This window comes from Bacillus cereus group sp. BcHK124, assembly GCF_027712065.1.
GTDB classification, from domain to species: Bacteria; Bacillota; Bacilli; order Bacillales; family Bacillaceae_G; genus Bacillus_A; species Bacillus_A pacificus.
The window spans coordinates 20,570-42,874 of record NZ_JAQFPJ010000020.1; the positions used below are offsets into that span (position 1 = coordinate 20,570).

Below are 22,305 nucleotides of genomic sequence, written 5' to 3' on the forward strand. Positions count from 1 at the left end.
AGTGGGGTGTATAGAGTTTACCGTAATTAAAGATTGGCTTTAGTTAAAACTACAAAAGCTAGGTAAATGACTAGATAGCTTAATTAAGCTTGTGCTGAAGCAAATAATGATTCCATTTTTATTCTACTCTTTTCACGAATTTCACTGTCAGCATGGCGCATTACAAATTTATGCGCTATAGCGATTGCTAAAACATCATCTAATAAGCCAATCCCAATAATAGCAGCTATATCTGGAATGAAGTCGATTGTTAGCACGTAATAGGATAAAGCGGCTAATATGATAAATTTCGCTTTAGTAGGTAGCTCTTTTTTTCTCATTGTGTAGTATAAAATAATACTTTCATATACGCTAGATTTACCGAGATCTGCTGAGCTTTTCTTGAATTTTTTCCAAAGTGTTTGTTTCTCCATATAAACACTCCTTTTACAAAAAATAGATTTTTTAAAAGGATAGACAAAGAAGTGAGGAAATAATCAATTGTATTGGTTTTCTTATTGTATATTTCCATAAAAATAAGGAATTACCTGTTCAAAATAATAGAATGTTGGTTATGTAACGACTTACAGTGTTTCGTTACATAAGTATGTACAGTAAAATGTATGTGGATGATTTATATATTATTAAACATTTAATAACGGGTATGGGGGGAAGAAAAATGAAGATAATAGAGCTACCAATTGAATTTGAATTTAATGGAGCAAAACAATGTATATATCCGAGTTTAATTGTGATAAACAATGAATTAACTTTAGTAGATACAGGTTATATAAATTTTTTACCATTAATTGAAAATGCAATATTAAAACAGGGGTATGAGATGAAAAACTTAAAATATATAATTATTACTCATTATGATGACGATCATATAGGATCTTTATATGATTTCAAAGTGAAATATCCTCACATTAATATTATTGCTAGTGAAATTGAATCTAACTACATTAATGGTGATATAAAATCAGAGAGATTAGTTCAAGCTGAAGACATGTTACAACGTATGCCAAATGAAGAGAAAGAATTTGGTGAGTGGTTTATACAACAAATAAAAAATATAAGACATATTTCTGTCGATGAAAAAGTACATGATGGTCAAATGATTTTGAATGATCAATGTAAAATAATAGCAACGCCAGGACATACTTCAGGGCATATTTCATTATATTTTCCAAACTTAAATTGTGTAATTACAGGTGATGCGGCCGTTCAAGAGAATCGTGAGTTAGTAATAGCTAATCCGAATTTTTGTTTAGATATAGAAAAAGCAGAAGAATCCTTAAATAGGATTAAAAACCTTAAAGCAGCAATGTATTATTGTTATCATGGAGGAAAACTCGTTATATAAAATAATAAAAAACCGATCTTTCCCATATCGAAAAGATCGGTTTTTTAATTCATAGATTCAGCAATGCTTATCAAATCAGTAACATTGTATTTTCTTTTTATGTATAGTTTGTTACCAATTGCAATTGTATATTGAAAACCATTCTTCTGAAAGATAAGCTCATATGCTAAATCAAAATGAGGATTATATAATGCTTTTATATTATTTTTTAAACTGTAGAACTTAGCTCCCCTATGTACATATAGGCCTAATTTGTTTTTTACTGGTGAAACAGTGATTTTAAAAATCCCATTAATATCTTCATTGTAGTATTGGAGGTTTAAGTAATCGTTATAGATGTAACCTTGGAATTCGTGAATTTCGAACGGGAATTTTGTAGGAGTAAGTATATGTTCCCTATACTTCATTTCATATTCTTTTACGATAGTAGCTTCTTTCATAAGTGGATTGGTACCATCATAAATTTGATTAATTCGAGATATTTTATTATTTTTTGTTACTATTTCTAAAACGCAACCGATAGTAAATTCATCATTAGTGTCTTTGAAATAAGAAATAAAAATTGTAGTATCCTCTTTTGGAGATGGTACGATTTTAATTTCATGAATTTGTTTATTTGTTTGGAAAGTAGGTAGTTCAACCCCGTCTGTTACATATGACTGCATTAATTTTATATCATTTTTGAGTAAAGCTTGTTTAAATTCACTTATCACATTTGTTTGAGATTTTGCCATAATAATTGTGGTCGATTGAAAATATAGTAAGAAAAATATACAAAATATCTTTATGAATGTAGTGGTCAATTTCATCACCCTTTAACTATGTTTCCGTAAATTTGAAATATATATGTATAGGAGGGGAGAAGATGAGTTTATTGCTTGATATAATAATGGATATAATTTTATTTTATCCTCGAAATGACATGAAATTAAAACATCATATTGCTAAATTAAGCGAATTTGAGTGGTTTCGAAAGCTACACGAAGATACAAAGTATACAAAATTAATTTGGAGTAATAGAAAAATTAAGAAGTTCATTTTGTCTTCTACTAACATGGAAGCATTAATAAAATCTGAGAAAAAACAAAAAGAATTTGTCCAACTAGTACACGATGAATATAAAAAAAGAAGATAAGAATTTTTTTATTTTTCATATTTGGCGCAACAAATGGTACAATGAAAGCTAATGTGAAAAATAAGGAAAAGAAGTGGTCTATTTGAAAAATTTTTTAGAATTAGGAATTAGTGAAACTTTTAATCATACATTACGTGAAAATGGAATTACAGAAGCAACACCAATTCAAGAGAAGGCAATTCCTGTTATTATGTCAGGTAAAGATATTATTGGGCAAGCAAAAACAGGAACGGGTAAAACGTTAGCATTCGTGTTACCGATTTTAGAAAAAATCGATCCAGAGTGTAGTGATGTTCAGGCTTTAATTGTTGCACCAACAAGGGAACTAGCACTGCAAATTACAACTGAAATTAAAAAAATGCTTGTTCAAAGAGAAGATATTAATGTACTAGCGATTTATGGCGGGCAAGATGTAGCACAACAATTGAGAAAATTAAAAGGCAATACACATATTGTTGTTGCGACACCAGGACGCTTATTAGATCATATACGTCGTGAAACAATTGATTTAAGTAATCTTTCAACGATTGTACTAGATGAAGCGGATCAAATGCTTTATTTCGGTTTCTTATACGATATTGAAGATATTTTAGATGAGACACCTGGTAGTAAACAAACGATGTTATTCTCAGCAACGATGCCAAAAGATATTAAAAAATTGGCGAAGCGTTATATGGATGAACCGCAAATGATTCAAGTAGAAAGTGAAGAAGTAACGGTAAATACAATTGAGCAGCGTGTCATTGAGACGACAGACCGTGCAAAACCAGATGCACTTCGTTTTGTTATGGACCGTGATCAGCCATTTTTAGCTGTTATTTTCTGTCGTACAAAGGTTAGAGCAAGTAAGCTGTATGATAATTTAAAAGGACTAGGGTATAATTGTGCTGAACTTCATGGTGATATACCTCAAGCGAAACGTGAAAGAGTTATGAAGAGTTTCCGCGAAGCTAAAATTCAGTACTTAATCGCAACGGATGTAGCAGCTCGTGGACTTGATGTAGATGGTGTAACACACGTATTTAACTATGATATCCCTGAAGATGTAGAAAGCTATATTCACCGCATTGGCCGAACAGGACGTGCAGGTGGATCAGGTCTTGCAATTACGTTCGTTGCAGCGAAAGATGAAAAACATTTAGAAGAAATTGAAAAAACGCTTGGTGCACCACTGCAAAGAGAAATAATCGAACAACCGAAGATAAAACATGTTGATGAAAATGGAAAACCGGTACCAAAGCCGGCTCCAAAAAAATCAGATCAATATCGTCAAAGAGATAGCCGTGAAGGTTCAAGAAGTGGTTCTAAAGGTGGCCGAAGAAACGATTCAAGAAATAGTTCGAGAAATGATAGTAACCGATCATTTAATAAGCCAAGTAATAAGAAAAGTAGTGCAAAACAAGGTCAGCAAAGACGTGGCCGTTAAATAGTTAGTATTCAAAAATAGTCGCAAAGCGTTGCGGCTATTTTTTGCTTTTATGCAACGAAGTCGATATAAGCACAAGAGTGATTGCATAGAAATAATCTTTGAAATTTCATTTACCGTATTAATAAATTTAAAATTCATAAAGGAAATAGAAAGTAAGATGGTGTATATGTACAATAACAGGAAACTTTTTACTAACTAAACATATAATTGAAATAGACCGACAGTCGGTCTGACGGGAAGGAGAACTTGAATGCGAATAGTAAAGGAGTATGAGGAGCGTAGAAAAGAAATTTTAGAAACGGCTGAACGCTTGTTTGTTACGAAAGGTTATACGAAAACAACAGTAAATGACATTTTAAAAGAGATAGGGATAGCAAAGGGGACGTTTTATCACTATTTTAAGTCGAAAGAAGAAGTAATGGATGAAATCATTATGAGGATCATTAAAGAAGATGTTGCTAAAGCGAAAGTAATTGTCTCTAATCCCAATATCCCAGTGTTAGAAAAGTTATTTCGAGTTTTAATGGAGCAATCGCCAAAATCAGGGGATGTAAAAGATAAAATGATTGAGCAATTTCATCAACCAAATAATGCGGAAATGCATCAAAAAAGTATAGTGCAATCCATTATTCATTTATCTCCTGTTTTAGCAGAGATTTTAGAACAAGGAATCGATGAAGGTGTATTTTCTACACCATACCCACAAGAAACGATTGAACTATTACTATCCTCCGCGCAAGTCATATTTGATGATGGGTTATTCCAATGGAAACCGGAAGAAATGATGAGAAGAGCGAAAGCTTATATTAAAATGATGGAAGTATCTGTTGGAGCGAAAGAAGGATTCTTTGATTATATGATAGAGGTTTTAATGAAGCAGAAATAATGCTTTTTTGTTTGTTTATTATAGACCGACAGTCGGTCTAAATTAAGGGAAGGGTGTGATTATAATGTCTATTAGTATAAAACCTTCGATGAAAGATTTTTATTTAATGGTGAGTGGACAAATTATTACTATTTTAGGTTCAACACTTTTACGTTTTGCTCTGTCATTATATGTGCTAGATATAACAGGGCGTGCTGATATATTCGCAGGATTATATGCGGTAACGAGTATTCCGTTTTTGCTAGCTCCTCTTGGCGGTGCGATAGCAGATCGTTTCAATCGCCGTAATGTAATGGTTATATTTGATTTTATAAACGCTGCGATTGTATTAAGTTTTATAGTTTTGTTATTTACTGGATCTGTATCTATTTTATCGATTGGAACAATTATGTTTTTACTAGCGATCATTAGTGCAATGTACGCACCGGTAGTAATGGCCAGTATTCCGCAATTAGTTCCAGAGAAAAAGTTAGAACAAGCGAACGGTATCGTAAATGGTGTGCAAGCGTTATCTAATATAGTTGCTCCTGTATTAGGAGGAATATTATACGGCATAATTGGTTTGAAAATGCTCGTCATAATAAGCTGTCTTGCTTTCTTTTTATCTGCGATTTTAGAAATGTTTATTACAATACCTTTTATAAAGAGAGTGCAAGAAAGTCATATCATACCGACAATTGTAAAGGATATGAAAGAAGGGTTTATATACGTTTTAAAACAGCCATTTATTTTGAAATCTATGCTTTTAGCCGCATTACTAAATTTAATACTGACGCCGCTATTTGTTGTTGGTGCTCCAATTATTATACGAGTCACAATGGAAAGTAGCCACACGTTATATGGAATTGGAATGGGATTGATCGATTTTGCTACTATAATAGGTGCATTATCAATAGGTTTTTTTGCGAAAAAGCTACAGATGAAAACATTGTATTATTGGATGATTTTAATAGCTTTATTAGTAATACCAATGGCACTATCAGTTACACCATTTATTCTTAATTTAGGATACTATCCACCATTTATCCTCTTTATACTTTCTTCTATTCTAATTGCAATGATCATGACAATTGTATCCATCTATGTGATTACTGTAGTTCAAAAGAAAACACCAAATGAAAACTTAGGAAAAGTAATGGCAATTATAACAGCGGTATCCCAATGTATGGCACCGATTGGGCAAGTCGTTTATGGTTTTATGTTTGAAGAATTCAGTATGAAAATTTATTTACCTATATTAGTTATTAGTTTCATAATGTTATTAATAGCGGTTGTGACGAAGAAAATACTATCGAATGAAGGGAACTAGCTTAATATGATTAGGAGAATGTTAAAAAGAGATTTCTCTCAAAATAAAATGATAATTACCATTTTATTTATGTTTATCATGTTATCAAGTCTTTTAATGGCTAGTGCTTCAAGTAACGTTATAAATCTATTGAACTCAATGGAGCAATTGGTTAAAGTATCAAACGCACCGCATTTCGTACAAATGCATGCCGGAGAAGTAAATCAAAAATCAATTGATTCCTTTGTAGAAAAAACTCCGTTTGTAAAAAAACAACAAACGGCTGAGATGGTCCAAATAAACGGATCTAACATTTTTATAAAGAAGAAAAATGAAGCGGAACATAATAGTGTAATGGACATAAGCTTCGTTAAACAAAATAGTAAGTTTGATTTTTTATTAAATTTAAATAATGAAGTGGTTGATGTTAGGAAAGGGGAAATAGGTGTACCCATTTATTATATGCAAAAATATAATTTGCGTATTGGAGATAAAATATGGGTTGATAAAAATAAGAATGAACTAGAATTTACTATTTCAGCATTTGTTCGTGATGTTCAAATGAATCCATCAATTGTTAGTTCAAAACGATTCGTAATAAGCAATGAAGATTTCAAAAGAATAAAAAGGAATTTTGGAGAAAGCGAATATCTTATTGAATTCCAGCTAACTGATGTAAATAAAATAAATGAATTTGAAAATCTATACGAGTCATCGAACTTACCCCAAAAAGGTCCCTCTATTACGTATTCACTATTTAAAACACTCAATTCATTAACAGATGGAATAATAGCTGCGGTACTTATCATAATAAGTGCATTATTAATGTTAATTGCAATGTTATGTATTAGATTTACGATTACTACTTCGATGGAAGAAGATTATCGGGAAATTGGTGTTATGAAAGCTATTGGCATTACAAGTAAAGATATTCAAAAACTATATGTAACAAAATATGTTGTTATTTCAGCTGGTGGGTGTATATGTGGATATATACTTTCCCTATTTGTTACAAAGATATTCACTTCGAATATCACTCTTTATATGGGGGCAGCAGATAAAAGTATTTTACACAATGTTGTGCCATTCATAATTACAACACTGTTATTTTTAGTCGTTATCTTGTTCTGTCGTATCATTTTACGGAAATTTAGGGGAATTACAGCAATAGATGCTTTACAATCAAGAGATAAAATAGGGAAAAGAAAGATTAGAAACTCTTTTTCACTCAATCGATCTAAATTTAAAAATGTAAATATATTTATTGGTATACAAGATGTTATAAAAAGATTTAAGTTATATCGCGTATTAAGTATCGTATTAATAATAGCTGTGTTTATGATTGTTGTACCTGTTAACTTTTTGTATACGATTCAGTCACCGAAGTTTGTTAATTATATGGGAACAGGAAAAAGTGATATTCGAATAGATTTACAGCAAACTGAAAATATAGAGAAACGATTTAAGGACGTTATATCATATTTACGAAATGATGATGAAGTAGAAAAATATGCAACATTTGTAACGAGTACATTTAAAATGGTAAGCGCTGATGGTACACATGAAAACTTACATGTAGAAGTGGGAGACTTCACTACATTTCCATTAGACTATATGCAAGGTAGGGCACCAAAAAATGAAAATGAAATTGCTCTTTCTTATATGAACACAAATGAATTAAAAAAGAATGTAGGGGATTCTATCGTTTTATTTGTTGATGGGAAAGAGAAAACACTTACGATTAGTGGTATGTATCAAGATGTAACAAATGGCGGGAAAACAGCTAAAGCGAACTTTTCTTATAATAACGAAAACATATTATGGTATGTAGTAAATGTAGATTTAAAGTCTAATGTTGATTTGCAAGAAAAAGTGAAGGAGTATAAACAAAATTTTAGTTCTGCAAAAATAACAGATACGGATGATTATTTAACGCAAACTTTAGGAGAGACAATTAAACAATTAAGACTCGTGACTCAAGTGGCTATTTTGATTGCGATATTGATATCAGTTTTAATTACTGCAATGCTTTTTAAAATGTTATTAGCAAAAGATTCTTCGCAAATTTTAATTATGAAAAATATCGGTTTTTCTAGTAAAGATATTCGTATACAGTATATAACACGTTCTATCGTCATTGTATTATTAGGCATTGTGATAGGGACATGTATAGCTGCTACGTTTGGTGAAATGTTAGTAAGTCGGTTAGGCTCATTTATGGGAGCAGCTCATATAAAGTTTGTCGTAAATCCTATCGTTTCTTATATAATATGCCCAGCGATATTATTTATATGTGTGACTGCAACAACACTTTTCAGTAGTTTTACTATAAAGCACACAAACGATGTAAAGCCAAATGGGGAGTAGGGGTGTAAAACTTGAAAAAAATTGTAGAAGCAAAGCAAGTAAACAAAACATATTCAATAGATGGAAATGCAAATTATCACGTGCTAAAAAATATAGATTTAGAGGTTTATGAGGGAGAATTTGTATCGGTTATGGGGCCTTCTGGTTCTGGGAAATCGACGTTACTATATAATATTAGTGGAATGGATCAAATGTCATCAGGAAGTGTGAAAATTGGTGGTAAAGAAATATCTTGTATGAAAGAAGAAGCGTTAGCCAAGTTGCGCCTTACTGAAATAGGATTTATTTTTCAGCAGAGTAACCTTCTTAGAAACTTGAATCTATTTGATAATATCATTTTGTCAGCATATTTAGCGAAGTGTGAGAGTAAGAAAATAGTAAATAAACGTGCTCTAGCGCTAATGGGGAAAATGGGGATAAGTGATATAGCGTCTCATTATATAACCGAAGCATCTGGAGGGCAATTACAAAGAGTTTCTATTTGTAGAGCGCTCATTAATAATCCAAATATTATTTTTGCTGATGAGCCAACGGGTGCTCTAAATTTAAAATCAACAGAAGAGGTAATGCAAATTTTATTAAATATTAACCGTGATGGAACGACTATTATGTTAGTGACTCATGATGTAAAGGTAGCAGCGAAAACAGAAAGAGTTCTTTTTATGGCGGACGGAGAAATTGTGAGTGAAATACAGTTAGGTAAGCTTAGGAACGATGATTTAAAAGCGCGAGAAGAGAAGTTGTTAAAATGGTTAGCTATACTTGGATTTTAAAAAGAAAAACTCCTATTGAATGTAGGAGTTTTTCTTTTTGTCTGAAAGTTCTAAAAGGTGTATAATGATTTTCTGACTATTTAAATTTGGAGGGATACAAGTGAAAAATGAAACGTTGCATAATCAAGAAGATATTATTAAAATGCTTGATTCATTATTAAGACCAGCAGAACCATTTTGGAATGAATTTTATGCGAATAGAGAAAAAGATGTTCCGTTTTTTGAAAACGTTCCAGATGAGAACCTAGTTTCGTATATAAATAAAAATTGGGTTTCAAAAGGAAAAGTACTAGAACTTGGATGTGGTCCGGGTAGAAACGCAATTTATCTAGCAAATGAAGGGTTTGATGTAACGGCAGTGGATTTATCTATAGAAGGCATTAAATGGGCGAAAGAGCGGGCTTTAGCAAAAGGGATAGAAATTGAATTTATTTGTGATTCAATTTTTAATTTAGAGGTCCAAAATGAATTTGATTTTGTATACGATTCGGGTTGTTTACATCATATTCCACCACATAGAAGAATAAATTATGTGGATTTAATTAAAAACTCATTGAAATCAGGTGGTTATTTCGGATTAACATGTTTTGCGGCAGGCGATTTAGATGAGCGAAATGGCTCAGAAATAACAGATTGGGACGTATATAGAGGATGGAGTCTGCAAGGTGGTCTGGCTTATTCGGAAGAGAAATTAAGAGAGGTATTTAAGGGATTTGAAGTGATTGAAATTAGAAAAATGAAGCAAATTGAACAACCGAATACTATGTTTGGAGAATCATTTCTTTGGACAGCATTATTTAAGAAGAAATAAGAAAGTAGATAATTGACAAACTCATCGTTTTTATAGACAATACACTTACGGGAAAATACGTTCGGTTTTGCTGACCGATGTATATTTTGCATAAATACATAACAAGGGGTTGTCTCTGTATGAGTACTACAAATCAAAAAATCACTACATTTTTAATGTTTGAAGGCAAAGCTGAAGAAGCGATGAATTTTTACACATCACTATTTGATCAATCAGAAATTGTAAGTATCTCTCGCTACGATGAAAATGGACCTGGTAAAGAGGGTACTGTAATTCAGGCAACATTTACGTTACACGGGCAAGAATTCATGTGCATAGATAGTTATGTAAATCATAATTTTACATTTACACCAGCTATGTCTCTTTATGTAACTTGTAATACGGAAGAAGAAATTGAAACGGCTTTTAATAAACTAGCGGAGGATGGAGCAGTACTTATGCCTTTAGGTGCCTATCCGTTTAGTAAAAAATTTGGTTGGTTAAATGATAAGTATGGTGTGTCTTGGCAGTTAACGCTTGCGGAATAAATTGTAATTGATTTGTTTAATGAGTGTAGTTAAGAGGTTAAAAATTTAAATAACAAATAAAAAGGTGTTCCAACCGTCAACAGGTTTGGAATGCCTTTTTATTTGTTTAAACGAATTTGTATTTTTCCTATTTAGAATATTTTGTTTTTATTACTGCTTTTTATCTGTTAATATAAATATAGAAAAATATGTATTAATTATTGGTTACGTTAATAGAAAAAGGAAAGCTTTTATAGTAAATGATCTTACATTTAAAATATAACAAGATAGCTAGGGGGAATAGTTATAATGGATACAACTCAACAAAACAGTAATGCATGGGATAAAAAGGTTGAAGAAGGTTCTAGATATACACAACCTGTAAGTCGCGAGGTTATTGAAAGAAGTAAATCAGGTGAATGGGAAATCACAGTTACCACAGAAAAATCAGTTCCTAGAGAGTGGTTTCCAAAATCATTAGATGGATTAAAGATACTTTGCTTAGCGTCAGGTGGAGGGCAACAAGCACCTGTTCTAGCTGCTGCTGGAGCAGATGTAACAGTTACTGATATATCAAGGAAGCAGTTGGAACAAGATAAAAAGGTAGCAGAACGGGACGGGTTAACTTTAAAAACAGTTCAAGGGGATATGTCAGACCTTAGTGATTTTGAAGATGAATATTTTGATATTGTCGTAAATCCCGTTTCTAATTTGTTTGTAAAAGATGTTAACCTTGTATGGAATGAGATATCAAGGGTACTAAAGAATAGAGGAATTCTTATTTCAGGATTTACAAATCCGTTACTATGGATTTTTGATGACAATCAAGAGCAAAAGGGTATACTTGATGTTAAACATTCTATACCTTCATCAACACTAGACTATTTACCAGAGGATGAAGTTCAAGATTATGTAAATTCCAATCAAACAATAGAATATGCACATACTCTTGAAGACCAAATTCAAGGTCAAATTGAAGCTGGTTTAGTTATAAGTGGTTTTTATGAGGATGATTTTGGTGGAACTAGAATATTAGATAAGCATATTAAAACTTTTATTGCCACAAAAGCTATAAAGTTAAAGATGGATTAAAAATTATTACTTGTTATACCGGGATTAGTTGAAGAATGGTCTTCAAAATAGGGAAAGTTCAATATATGTCAAAAAGGATGGCAATGGCCATCCTTTTTCTTGTGTATTTTGAGTATATAAACAAATTTTACAACTCTCAGCTGAACCTGTTATTATTTTTTGCTACACGTTGCCTTATTAAGAATTTTGCATGCCGAATCTTTTCCCAAGTTTAGCTAACAATTCAGGCTGATCCCCTTGGCTCATTACAACTTCAATAAAGATAAGTTGATTGTTATTTACAGTTATATTCGTTAAAACTTCTGCTAACTCTGTTTCATTTTCCACTTTCCATGTTAGACTTTTTTCTTCTGTTCCGAATACGTTTGCTAGTTTTGTGTAATCCCACATTTGTATGTCATTATACGTTTCATTTTGACCATGAATTGCACGTTCAACAGTGTATCCATTGTTATTAATTAAAAATATAATCGGTTTTAAATTTTGCCGAAGTATAGTTGATAACTCTTGAACAGTTAATTGGAAAGAACCATCACCAACAATTAAAATGTTACGCCGCGATAAATTAGCGAGCTGTGTACCAAGTAGAGCAGGTAATGTATAACCAATTGATCCCCATAATGGTTGTGCTACATAAGTGGTGTTATTTGGTAAAGGGATAGTGGCACTACCGAAGAAAGGCGTTCCTTGCTCTGCAATTAAAACATCGTTTTCTTGTAAGAAATGATATATTTGTTGCCAAAATCGTTTTTGTGTAATCATTTGTGCTTTTGGATTGAACTCTTCTGTTATAGGTAGTGATTCTGAAATAAACGGCTTAATTTCAAGTGTGTCTTCTTTGCGATGTTCGATTAAATCATTTAATTGTTTTAAAACATCTTTCATTACAACGGGTCCATATTTTTTATCCATAATTTTCACAGTATAGGGATGGATTTCTATTACTTGCTCTTTTTTAAATCCTTGTGTAAAGCCACCGGTAATAGTATCAGTTAATTTCACGCCAATACTAATAATACAGTCAGATTCATCAATTCTTTTTCGTAAGTATGAAGGACTAACGTCACCAGTATAAATTCCTATAAATTGGGGGTGTTTTTCAGGGAATATTCCTTTCCCCATACTTAATGTCGCGATAGGAAATCCAGTTTTTTCTACGAATTGATGCAAATATTCTTCAGCATGAAAACGAGCCACTTCAAAATCAGCTAAAATAACAGGTTTTCTGGCACTGTTTATTTTCGAAGTTGCATGTAAAAGCATTTTATCCAGCGCATCTTTATTACTTACAAATGGTTTATGTAAAATGGATTCCGTAGGTTTATTAATTGGTTTATTATACACATCAATCGGTAATTGAATATGAACAGGGCGTTTCTCACTCCAACATGCACGTAACACACGATCAATTTCCTCAGCAGCATGTTCGGGGGTTAAATTTGTTTGCGCTACAGTAATTTCTCGATACATATTGGAAAAGTGATCGAACTTTCCATCACCTAACGTATGATGAACGAGTGCTCCATTCTCCATTACTGTTGTAGGTGGTGTCCCCGTGATTTTTATAACAGGTACATTTTCTGCGTATGAGCCAGCAACACCGTTAATGGCGCTTAATTCTCCAACACCGAAAGTGGTAATAAGAGCAGCGATTCCTTTTATACGAGCATATCCATCAGCAGCATATGCTGCATTTAATTCATTACAATTGCCAACCCACTCTAACTTTTCATGTGCTACTACATCATCTAAAAAAGCCAAATTATAATCACCAGGGACACCAAAAATATGCTCAATTCCTAATTCGCTTAGTCTGTCTAATAAATATGTACTTACAGTATATTGCGTTTTCAAATGAATCATCTCCTAATTGTGCAATGAATATTTCAATAGACGAAAGAAGTTCAAATGCGTTCATTAAAATATTGATTACTGGATTGTGGTATAATTTACATACAGGGGGAAAGTAGATGACACAACATAAAGAAGAACAGATGAATGAAGCATTAGCATTATTTTACTTTGCATATAAAACATTTACTGAAAAGCCAGATGAAATTATAAAAGAGTATGGCATACAACGAGTACACCACCGAATTTTATTTTTTATCGCACGCTTTCCAGGTCTAAGCGTAAATGAGTTATTATCACTGTTAGAAATAAGTAAACAGGCTCTACACGGACCATTACGACAACTTGTGGAAAAGGGTTTAATTGAGAGTAATGAAGCTACACATGACCGTCGTGTGAAACAGTTATCTTTAACAGAAAAAGGTACCGAATTAGAGAAAAAATTGAGCGATGTACAAAGGCAACAAATGGGTACTATTTTTTCAAAATTTGGTGAATCGTGTGAAGAAAATTGGCATCAAGTTATGAATGAAATGGCAAATAGCCGATCAGGTTTTGATGCTTGGATGTCGAAGCGAGAAGTTGTAATCGATCAAAAATGATAAGAAATATATCTGTTTTATAGTTTGAAAAAGAACAGATTTTATCCATTCCATTAAAATACGTATGCCTAAAAATGTAAGAAATAAAAAAATCTCCTACATTTAGATTGTACCGAAGTAAAGCAGGAACATGTATCCATACTGACATTAATGGTGTGCTGAATACATTGCAAAAATCAAGAGTTGTACAATTGGATGGCAATCTCAAAGTGAAAACGCCGATTCTATTAGAAGTGCAAAAACGTAAGGCTGTTGCTTCGTGCATAGCTTAGTGGGTGTGTCAACCATCCATGTGTACTCGATTTGTCGGGGCTTGTAGCACACGCCGGAGTCATCTGAGTGGTGGCTTCTTCCATAAGGAAGAATTGCTCTTTTTTGAAAGGGGGGTGCAAGTGGGAAAACAATCGTTCGTTGCCAGTACCAACCAAAACTTACTTGAGGTGTTATCGTATGGTGGCATGAATGCTAGAGCGTCAACCTGTCTAGTGATAGACGAAAAGACCTAGCGTTCTAACTCAAGCCCCACTGAAACGTTTTGTCTCAATGGGGTAGTTGACACGTGTACGCAATGGAACAATACAATTCACATTTCCGAGAGGGGAATTATAATGATAAAACTTGTACTTATTCGTCACGGACAAAGTTTATGGAATCTTGAAAATCGTTTTACTGGTTGGACTGATGTAGATTTATCAGAGAATGGATTAAGTGAAGCGAGAGAAGCAGGAGCAATATTAAAGAAAAATGGATATACTTTTGATGTTGCTTATACATCTGTATTAAAACGAGCAATTCGGACGTTATGGATTGTACTTCATGAGATGGACCTTGCATGGATCCCAGTATATAAATGTTGGAAACTAAATGAAAGACATTACGGTGCATTGCAAGGATTGAATAAAGATGAAACGGCGAAAAAATATGGTGAGGAGCAAGTTCATATTTGGAGAAGAAGTATTGATGTAAGACCACCTGCTCTTACTGAAGATGATCCTAGGTATGAAATGAATGATCCAAGATATAAAGCACTTAAAAAAGGTGAGCTTCCATTGACTGAATGTTTAGTGGATACGGAGAAAAGAGTACTTGCTTATTGGCATTCAGAAATCGCGCCATCATTAAAAAGTGGTGAAAAGGTAATTATTTCATCACACGGTAATACGATTCGTTCGCTAGTGAAATACTTAGATAACCTTTCAAGTGATGGTGTTGTTTCATTAAATATTCCAACGAGTATACCACTCGTTTATGAATTAGACGATAATTTACGACCAATTCGTCATTATTACTTAAGTATGGACGGAGAAGTACCAGAAGGGGAAATTCCGAAACATATTTCTTTTTAACATGAAAATTTGAAACGCGTGCTTGTCTACATATACAATGTAGATTCAGGATAAAGTGAAACTTTAATCAGTGGGGGGGGGGTTCGTCCCACTGATTATTAGTTGAACCAATCGGGCTTTTATGGGCAGTTGATCCCCAACCTATTTTCTTCGCTTTTGCAGAATGTTGAGATGGGGAGCTTACTGCCCACAAATAGCGGGGTAAAAGACGTGGCACCTTCTAATGTATATGCAATGTAGCTAAATTTAGAAGCTTGTCCACGTCTTTTGTCATAAAGAGAGCTGCTTGTGCATGTAATGATATCGTGAGTAGTTTTTGAATGGAGGGTGATGTCATTGGTGATCTCTAACATTCGAATCGGCTTATTTATTTTAGCAATCGTTTTTCTAGTACTTGTTTTCTTTTATTGGAAAAACGAAGAGTTGTACGAGGAGAAGAAGCAACGAATTAGAAAGACTTGGTATGGGTTGTTTATAATATCAGTCACCGTGTATTTCATGGTAAAAGGAATTGATTTAACCCTCTGGAAAAATCTTTTAATGTTCACTGCAATGGTTATTTTCGTTGATATTGCATTTATTTTAACACCTAATATTTCAGAAATATGGGGAGCAAAATTTAGCGATATCGGCAAGACTGTTCAATCGATAAAACGGTCATTAATTGCTTCTAAAGCAAGAGGAGAAATATACACAACAATTATTCAAAATGTCAATCCGGCAGTATTCGGTACGATGGAATGGCATACGGAAGAAGAATATACAAAAAGCTTAAACGTATTTTTAGATTCGTATGGTGAAAAGATTGGGGCAAAAATTGTTGTATTTGAAGCGGCAAAGGAATTAAATACAAACTTTCGCGGTATCCGTTCTCAATTTAGTATCATCGTTCCGTTTGAACATATTGAGCAATTGAATGAGCAGAAAGCGGTGCAAGTAGAAAATGTCGGAATTATACCAGCAAAAATAGTGAGTGATGTTTTCATTGTTATTGATGGTAAGAAAAATAACCTGCAAGATCGAGATTTTGAAAATGTATATAATTTAACAATACATCATAGTTATTTTAGTAAGTAGGACAGAACTTTCTGTCCTACTCTTTTATACATAAATTCGGAATAAATCGGAAAAAGTTGAATAAAATCGGACAATCATCCCTACACTAGCACGTAGAGGTGATTGTAGTGATAAAAGATTATGACAATGATTTTTTTAAAAAAGATAATGAAGATACAACAGATTTCTCGTTAATAAAAGGAGATACATTACAGCAAGTAGAAGAGCTAGAAGAAGAATTAAAAAGAAAATCATAAGTGTACACTCTTTCTGCATTTGCTATATAATATAAATAGAAGATTGTATCTTTTTGAAGAGGGGGAGAAGAGATGGCTGAAGTAAATATACAAAAGTCTTCATTTTTTAAAGAAAAAAAAGAAGAACCAAATACAGATTTCTCTCTTGTGAAAGGTGCGTTAACGGAAAATATAAATCGCTTAGAGAAACTGATGAATAATAGCAGTTCAAAATATATACGAGTGAAAAAAACAAAAGAAAATGCATAGTGCATTTTCTTTTGTTTTTTATTTCATAGTAAACTTTTCTTTTATTTTTTCAGGTAAATCTGTTTTCTGAATCTCTTCATAGGATTTTACTTCAATTGATGATATTTCATTTTTGTTATTATCATCTTGATTTACAAATAGGCGTAAAAGTGCGTCTTCATTTAATTTATGGTCGTTTTCTTTTTTTGTACTTCTAAATGTAATTTGTTTTTTTACTCCGTCTTCATCATAAGCAGGCAGTGTGTAGTTACGTAAGTTTCTACCTTCTACTTTTTCGATAGTTCCTTCGCCTTTTATCTGTACGTAATATACATCTTTACCAATTCGATTGAGTGATGCTCTCTCACAGCCAATAGTAAAACTAGAAAATAATAAACATAGTGTAATAATTGTTAAAAACTTTTTCATTTTCTTTATCTCCTTCAATTTCGTTCTTTACACAGTATACGGCTATTATGAAGTGAGAAAAATCGATATAGATTACAACATCCTTACAATGTTGTAAGAGTGTTGTACATAAAATGAATAATATATTAAAAAGTTAAAAGAAAAGTAAAATAACGAATCATGGTATAATGATAAAAGACTTACATATTATTTTGTCATTTTGAGAGGAGCTTAAAAATGTATTCTACTTTAGAACAATTAACAAAGCACCCTGTATTTTATCATTTTGCAGAAATTTCAAAGATTCCTAGAGGATCGGGTAATGAAAAGGAAATTAGTGATTATTTAGTTGGTTTTGCAAAAGAGCGTAATTTAGAAGTAATTCAAGATGAAGCAATGAATGTCATTATTAAAAAAGAAGCAACTGCTGGCTATGAAAATGTACCAGCTATTATCATTCAAGGTCATATGGATATGGTATGTGAAAAAAATCAAGCAACCGTACATGATTTTGAAAAAGATCCAATTGAATTGCGAATCATTGGGGACATGTTATATGCAAATCAAACAACTTTAGGCGCTGATAATGGTATTGCAGTGGCGTATGCGATGGCTTTATTAGATTCGAAAGACATTCCGCATCCAGCACTTGAAGTAGTTATTACTACTGAAGAAGAAACAACAATGGGCGGTGCTTTTGCTGTTGATTCAAATCATTTTGAAGGAAAGATTTTTATAAATATTGATTCTGAAGAAGATCATAAATTACTTGTAAGTAGCGCAGGTGGTGCGAAAGCTGTTGAAACAATTCCAGTAATTTGGGATGAAGCGTCAGCGAATACGGATGCATATCGTCTACATGTTGGTGGTTTAAAAGGCGGACACTCTGGTATGGAAATTGATAAACAACGTGGTAATGCAAACAAAGTATTAGGACGAGTATTACGCGATTTATCAGCAAATATTCAATTTGATATAAGTGAAGTTCACGGCGGGTTAAAAACAAATGCAATTCCGCGTGAAAGTGTAGCTACAATTTTATTACGTCAAGAAGATGTAGAGAAGGTAGAAGAAAAGCTAGAGTCATGGACACGAGTATTACAAGAAGAAATGCGTGCTGTTGATCCAGATGTTCATGTTACACTTACAAAATTGGATGAGAAAGTAGAAAAAGTATTTGCTAAAGAGACGCAAAAACAACTTATTTCATCATTATTCTTAATCCCAAACGGCATTCAAAGTATGAGCATGGATATTAAAGGTCTTGTAGAAAGTTCAACAAATTTAGGTGTTATTGAAACGTTGCAAGATGAAATTAAATTACGTAACGAAGTGAGAAGTTCTGTAAGTAGTTTAAAACAACATGTTGCAGATGAGATTAAATGTATCGCCGATTTAGTTGGTGCAACATTTGAAATCGAGTCAGAGTATCCAGAATGGCCATACAATCCGAATTCACAAATTCGTAATTTGTTTGAAAAAGTGCATCAAGAAAAATACAATAAAGATGTTGAAATCTTTGCTGTACATGCAGGAATCGAATGTAGTGTATTCGTTCAAAAGATGCCTGAATTAGATGCAATTTCATTCGGTCCAGATATATTTAATGTTCACACTCCAGATGAACATATTAGTATTTCTTCTGTTGTGAATAACTGGGGATTCTTTGTTGATGTAATGAAGGGTACGAAAGAATTAGCTAAGTAATAATGATGAAATGAAAAGTAGCCTATAAAAATTTATAGGCTATTTTTTTGTATAGAGTTTTATTAGAGATTCCTTTGTAATAAAAGAAAGGCTTGAAGACAATGATTCGTCGTTTGAGAAAGCTAAAAAATGTAGCAGTCATAGTAAGCTTCTAAGTAAATTGTAAAAACCTACACTACTTAGAAGCGAGGAATAAAGTTATGAAGCATCCATTATGTAATCATTGGCCGGAAACAAAGTATATAAAAGATATAGTAACAAATCCACTCATTGAAGTAGGAGAGTACTCCTATTATTCAGGGTATTATGGTCATCAAAATTTTGAAGATGGCTGTGTAAGGTATTTGTGGGGGATGCTAAGTCCCGAGCACTTTTCAATCCAATTGAACAGATGGGATGGCATCTTGATAAACTCATTATTGGGAATTATGTTTGTATTGCCAGTGGAGTAGTCATTTTAATGGGTGGTAATCATAATCATCACTCAGAATGGATTACAGTATATCCATTCGCTGAGCAAATTGAACAGTCATATCAATTATAATGCCTGGCGTTACAATCGGTGAAGGCGCAATCATTGCAGCAGGATCTGTCGTAAGTAAAGATGTTCCGCCGTATACAATAGTGGGGGGGGGAACTCCAGCTAAAGAAATAAAGAAACGATTCACTGATACAGAAATAAATTTGCTGATGGAAATGCGTTGGTTTGATTGGGATAGAGAATTAGTTGAGAAGGCAATGCCTATATTATCTAGCTCATCTATCAATCTATTATATGATTTTTATAAAAAGGAAGTAAAAAATAGATAAGTCTGTGAAAAAACTACATTCTATATAGGATGTAGTTTTTTATTATAAGAGATTAATAGTCTAGACTAAGGAGAATTTATCTCTGGTATGAGTCTAGCAAATAACTGAATTGAATAATTAAAATCCTTTATAGTTAATAAAACCAGTGTGTCTCGATATTTAATCGGACACACTGGTTTTATTTTTTGTAAATGTGGAACAATTTCATTACTTGCACTGTCTATTAAGTGTTACAACATTTTTTATTCAATATATCAAGAAAGAAATAAATATTTTTAACTAAGGGAGAAGATTGAATTGAAAAAATTATGGATGCTGCTTTTCTTTTGTTCCGTAGTTATATTGGTAGGATGTAATAAAAACGAATCGCCAAAACAAGCATTTGAAGAATATATAAATTTATGGAATGATAAAAAATTTGCAAATATGTATGATCATTTATCAGAACATGCCCAAAAAACGATTTCTAAAAAGGAATTCACAGAGAAATATCAAAAATTTATGAAGGTATTGGCGTTAAGAATTTAAAAGTTAAAACGAAAGGAGAGAATGCAAAAGATAAAGAACTTTTACTTTTTGAAGTTAAGATGGATACAGGTGGAGGAACAGCTTCATTTATCCATGAGGCAAAACTTGTAAAAGAGAAAGAATCTTGGAAAATAGATTGGACACCAGATTTTATTTTTCCAGGTATGAAAAAAGATTACAAAGTACGTATGCAAATAGAGCAAGGAAAACGTGGGGAAATATACGATCGAAATGGGAAAGGTCTAGCAACGAATGGTAAAGCGACTGAAGTTGGAATTATTCCAGAGAAACTAGGCGAAACGGCGGCGCAAACAAAAGAAATAGTAGCACAGTTACTGGATATGTCTATAGAAGAGGTCGATCAGAAGCTTACAGCGAAATGGATAAAGCCGGATTCCTTTGTACCAATTGGTATTTTAAAAGAGGGAACTAGACAGAATGATTATATTGAATTAGAAGGAGTATCATCTCGTCCAGTCAATATTCGTACGTATCTATTAGGTGAAGCAGCTGCACATTTAATTGGATATATAGGAAAGGTGAATGCAGAGGAATTAAAATCGCTTCAAAAAAGAGGTTATCAAGCTGATGATTTAATAGGTAAGACAGGTTTAGAGAAAGTACTGGAGAATAAATTGCGTGGTGAAAAGGGTGGACGCGTATTTATAGAAGATGAAAACGGGAAAGAAATTAAAAACGTAGCCAAAAAAGAAGCGAAAGCAGGGGAAAATGTTACGTTAACAATTGATGCTGCAATTCAAGAAAAAATCTATAATGAGATGAAAAATGAAGCCGGCTCTAGTGCAGCTATCAATCCTAAAACAGGTGAAACAATCGCGCTTGTAAGTAGCCCTGCGTATAATCCAAATACAATAGTTAGAGGAGCATCAAAGGCCCAACGAGAAGCATGGAATAACGACTCGAAACTACCAATGATGAATCGCTTCACACAAGCATTTGTACCAGGTTCCGTATTTAAAACGATTACAGGTGCAATTGGTTTGGAAACAAACGCAATAAAACCTAAGGAAGAATTTAATATTCAAGGATTAAAGTGGACAAAAGATTCCTCTTGGGGAAATTATTATGTAACACGTGTGAAGGATGCAAGTCCAATTGATTTTGACAAGGCAATGAAGTATTCTGATAATATTTATTTTGCTCAACAAGCTTTGAAAATGGGAAAAGATCAGTATGTAAATGAATTTAAGAAATACGGATTTCATGAAAAATTACCAATTGAATACGAATTTCCTATTTCAATCATTGCAAGAGATGGGATAAAAAATGATATTCAACTAGCAGACACGGGATACGGACAAGGACAAGTATTAATGACACCACTTCATTTAGCATTAACATATGCACCGATTGTGAATGAAGGGAATATTCCGTCGCCTCATCTTTTAAAAGAAGCAAAAGTTACGGGGAATTGGAAAGAAAATGTGATTTCTAAAAAGAATCAAGATATATTAAAGAGTGCATTAATCAAAGTCATTAATGACCCTGATGGCGCGGGGAGAATTGCTAAGATTGATGGTGTAACTCTTGCTGGTAAAACAGGTACAGCAGAATTGAAAGAATCGAAAGAGGCAGACGGAAAAGAACTCGGATGGTTTGCAGCTTTTGATGCAAATAAGCCAGACATGATTGTAACCATGATGATTGAAGATGTAAAAGGAAGAGGAGGGAGCAATGTTCCAGGCGAAAAAGTAAAACATGTTTTTCAGAAATAATAGCTTATCATAAGGTGAAATCTTCTAGTAAATTCACTATATGTTTGCTTAACTCAAAGGTATAAATTGCGTGAAATATAGAACAAATATATTTTGAAAAAGCATTCTTGCTAGTCGAGAATGCTTTTTTACTGTGGCTACAGA

General features: G+C 32.9%; 20 protein-coding genes and 3 pseudogenes. 19 read left to right on the top strand and 4 right to left on the bottom strand.

What is annotated here, in order from left to right:
• Nucleotides 1-83: 83 nt before the first annotated feature.
• Entirely contained in the window at nucleotides 84-413 is a 330-nt protein-coding gene (locus PDK19_RS21990; RefSeq protein WP_049112655.1) for a YkvA family protein, read from the bottom strand.
• 245 nt (nucleotides 414-658) lie between these two features.
• Here PDK19_RS21990 and PDK19_RS21995 point away from each other — a divergent pair, with 245 nt between their 5' ends.
• Nucleotides 659-1,345, top strand: a complete 687-nt coding sequence (locus PDK19_RS21995) for an MBL fold metallo-hydrolase (protein WP_049112653.1) — start codon at nucleotides 659-661, stop codon at nucleotides 1,343-1,345.
• 44 nt (nucleotides 1,346-1,389) lie between these two features.
• On the opposite strand, the gene PDK19_RS22000 is transcribed toward PDK19_RS21995, so the two are convergent.
• On the bottom strand, nucleotides 1,390-2,154 hold the full coding sequence (locus tag PDK19_RS22000) for a hypothetical protein (protein ID WP_074615231.1): 765 nt from the start codon (nucleotides 2,152-2,154) through the stop codon (nucleotides 1,390-1,392).
• Nucleotides 2,155-2,210: 56 nt separating this feature from the next.
• Between PDK19_RS22000 and PDK19_RS22005 the strand changes: the two genes are divergently transcribed.
• The 9 genes from PDK19_RS22005 to PDK19_RS22045 all read left to right on the top strand — a co-directional run bounded on the left by PDK19_RS22005 (nucleotide 2,211) and on the right by PDK19_RS22045 (nucleotide 11,632).
• Nucleotides 2,211-2,480, top strand: coding sequence for a hypothetical protein (locus PDK19_RS22005; protein ID WP_014893745.1), 270 nt, complete (start codon nucleotides 2,211-2,213; stop codon nucleotides 2,478-2,480).
• A 73-nt stretch (nucleotides 2,481-2,553) separates the two neighbouring features.
• Nucleotides 2,554-3,906: a DEAD/DEAH box helicase gene (locus PDK19_RS22010; RefSeq protein WP_049112651.1), complete on the top strand. Its 1,353-nt coding sequence runs from the start codon at nucleotides 2,554-2,556 to the stop codon at nucleotides 3,904-3,906.
• A 253-nt stretch (nucleotides 3,907-4,159) separates the two neighbouring features.
• Nucleotides 4,160-4,795, top strand: coding sequence for a TetR/AcrR family transcriptional regulator (locus PDK19_RS22015; RefSeq protein ID WP_270708048.1), 636 nt, complete (start codon nucleotides 4,160-4,162; stop codon nucleotides 4,793-4,795).
• A 61-nt stretch (nucleotides 4,796-4,856) separates the two neighbouring features.
• Nucleotides 4,857-6,104, top strand: a complete 1,248-nt coding sequence (locus PDK19_RS22020) for an MFS transporter (protein WP_116733357.1) — start codon at nucleotides 4,857-4,859, stop codon at nucleotides 6,102-6,104.
• Between the two features lie 6 nt (nucleotides 6,105-6,110).
• Nucleotides 6,111-8,450, top strand: a complete 2,340-nt coding sequence (locus PDK19_RS22025) for an ABC transporter permease (RefSeq protein WP_014893743.1) — start codon at nucleotides 6,111-6,113, stop codon at nucleotides 8,448-8,450.
• Between the two features lie 11 nt (nucleotides 8,451-8,461).
• On the top strand, nucleotides 8,462-9,223 hold the full coding sequence (locus tag PDK19_RS22030) for an ABC transporter ATP-binding protein (protein WP_270708050.1): 762 nt from the start codon (nucleotides 8,462-8,464) through the stop codon (nucleotides 9,221-9,223).
• Nucleotides 9,224-9,323: 100 nt separating this feature from the next.
• Nucleotides 9,324-10,034: a class I SAM-dependent methyltransferase gene (locus PDK19_RS22035; RefSeq protein ID WP_014893742.1), complete on the top strand. Its 711-nt coding sequence runs from the start codon at nucleotides 9,324-9,326 to the stop codon at nucleotides 10,032-10,034.
• 119 nt (nucleotides 10,035-10,153) lie between these two features.
• Nucleotides 10,154-10,561: a VOC family protein gene (locus tag PDK19_RS22040; RefSeq protein ID WP_014893741.1), complete on the top strand. Its 408-nt coding sequence runs from the start codon at nucleotides 10,154-10,156 to the stop codon at nucleotides 10,559-10,561.
• A 288-nt stretch (nucleotides 10,562-10,849) separates the two neighbouring features.
• Entirely contained in the window at nucleotides 10,850-11,632 is a 783-nt protein-coding gene (locus PDK19_RS22045; protein ID WP_000381776.1) for a class I SAM-dependent methyltransferase, read from the top strand.
• A 177-nt stretch (nucleotides 11,633-11,809) separates the two neighbouring features.
• Here PDK19_RS22045 and PDK19_RS22050 read toward each other — a convergent pair whose 3' ends face one another.
• Nucleotides 11,810-13,495, bottom strand: coding sequence for an alpha-keto acid decarboxylase family protein (locus PDK19_RS22050; protein WP_041184528.1), 1,686 nt, complete (start codon nucleotides 13,493-13,495; stop codon nucleotides 11,810-11,812).
• Nucleotides 13,496-13,602: 107 nt separating this feature from the next.
• Here PDK19_RS22050 and PDK19_RS22055 point away from each other — a divergent pair, with 107 nt between their 5' ends.
• The 6 genes and pseudogenes from PDK19_RS22055 to spoIISB all read left to right on the top strand — a co-directional run bounded on the left by PDK19_RS22055 (nucleotide 13,603) and on the right by spoIISB (nucleotide 16,993).
• Nucleotides 13,603-14,085, top strand: a complete 483-nt coding sequence (locus PDK19_RS22055; protein WP_016717517.1) for a MarR family winged helix-turn-helix transcriptional regulator — start codon at nucleotides 13,603-13,605, stop codon at nucleotides 14,083-14,085.
• 89 nt (nucleotides 14,086-14,174) lie between these two features.
• Nucleotides 14,175-14,357, top strand: a pseudogene (locus PDK19_RS22060) (RNA-guided endonuclease TnpB family protein); the annotation flags it as partial.
• A 336-nt stretch (nucleotides 14,358-14,693) separates the two neighbouring features.
• The gene (gpmA, locus tag PDK19_RS22065) at nucleotides 14,694-15,431 is read left to right on the top strand and encodes a 2,3-diphosphoglycerate-dependent phosphoglycerate mutase (RefSeq protein WP_270708053.1); all 738 of its coding nucleotides are present in this window, start codon (nucleotides 14,694-14,696) and stop codon (nucleotides 15,429-15,431) included.
• Between the two features lie 339 nt (nucleotides 15,432-15,770).
• On the top strand, nucleotides 15,771-16,508 hold the full coding sequence (locus tag PDK19_RS22070; RefSeq protein ID WP_014893739.1) for a type II toxin-antitoxin system SpoIISA family toxin: 738 nt from the start codon (nucleotides 15,771-15,773) through the stop codon (nucleotides 16,506-16,508).
• A gap of 107 nt (nucleotides 16,509-16,615) precedes the next feature.
• Entirely contained in the window at nucleotides 16,616-16,744 is a 129-nt protein-coding gene (locus PDK19_RS22075) for a hypothetical protein (RefSeq protein WP_000588714.1), read from the top strand.
• Between the two features lie 72 nt (nucleotides 16,745-16,816).
• Entirely contained in the window at nucleotides 16,817-16,993 is a 177-nt protein-coding gene (gene spoIISB, locus PDK19_RS22080; protein ID WP_000852590.1) for a stage II sporulation protein SB, read from the top strand.
• Between the two features lie 18 nt (nucleotides 16,994-17,011).
• On the opposite strand, the gene PDK19_RS22085 is transcribed toward spoIISB, so the two are convergent.
• Complete coding sequence (locus tag PDK19_RS22085) at nucleotides 17,012-17,401, bottom strand: YxeA family protein (protein WP_000714179.1); 390 nt, start codon at nucleotides 17,399-17,401, stop codon at nucleotides 17,012-17,014.
• Nucleotides 17,402-17,617: 216 nt separating this feature from the next.
• Between PDK19_RS22085 and pepD the strand changes: the two genes are divergently transcribed.
• The 3 genes and pseudogenes from pepD to PDK19_RS27505 all read left to right on the top strand — a co-directional run bounded on the left by pepD (nucleotide 17,618) and on the right by PDK19_RS27505 (nucleotide 22,161).
• Complete coding sequence (gene pepD, locus PDK19_RS22090; RefSeq protein WP_016717520.1) at nucleotides 17,618-19,087, top strand: beta-Ala-His dipeptidase; 1,470 nt, start codon at nucleotides 17,618-17,620, stop codon at nucleotides 19,085-19,087.
• A 200-nt stretch (nucleotides 19,088-19,287) separates the two neighbouring features.
• Nucleotides 19,288-19,897 (top strand): annotated as a pseudogene (locus PDK19_RS22095) (CatB-related O-acetyltransferase).
• Between the two features lie 297 nt (nucleotides 19,898-20,194).
• Nucleotides 20,195-22,161, top strand: a pseudogene (locus tag PDK19_RS27505) (penicillin-binding transpeptidase domain-containing protein).
• Nucleotides 22,162-22,305 lie beyond the last annotated feature (144 nt).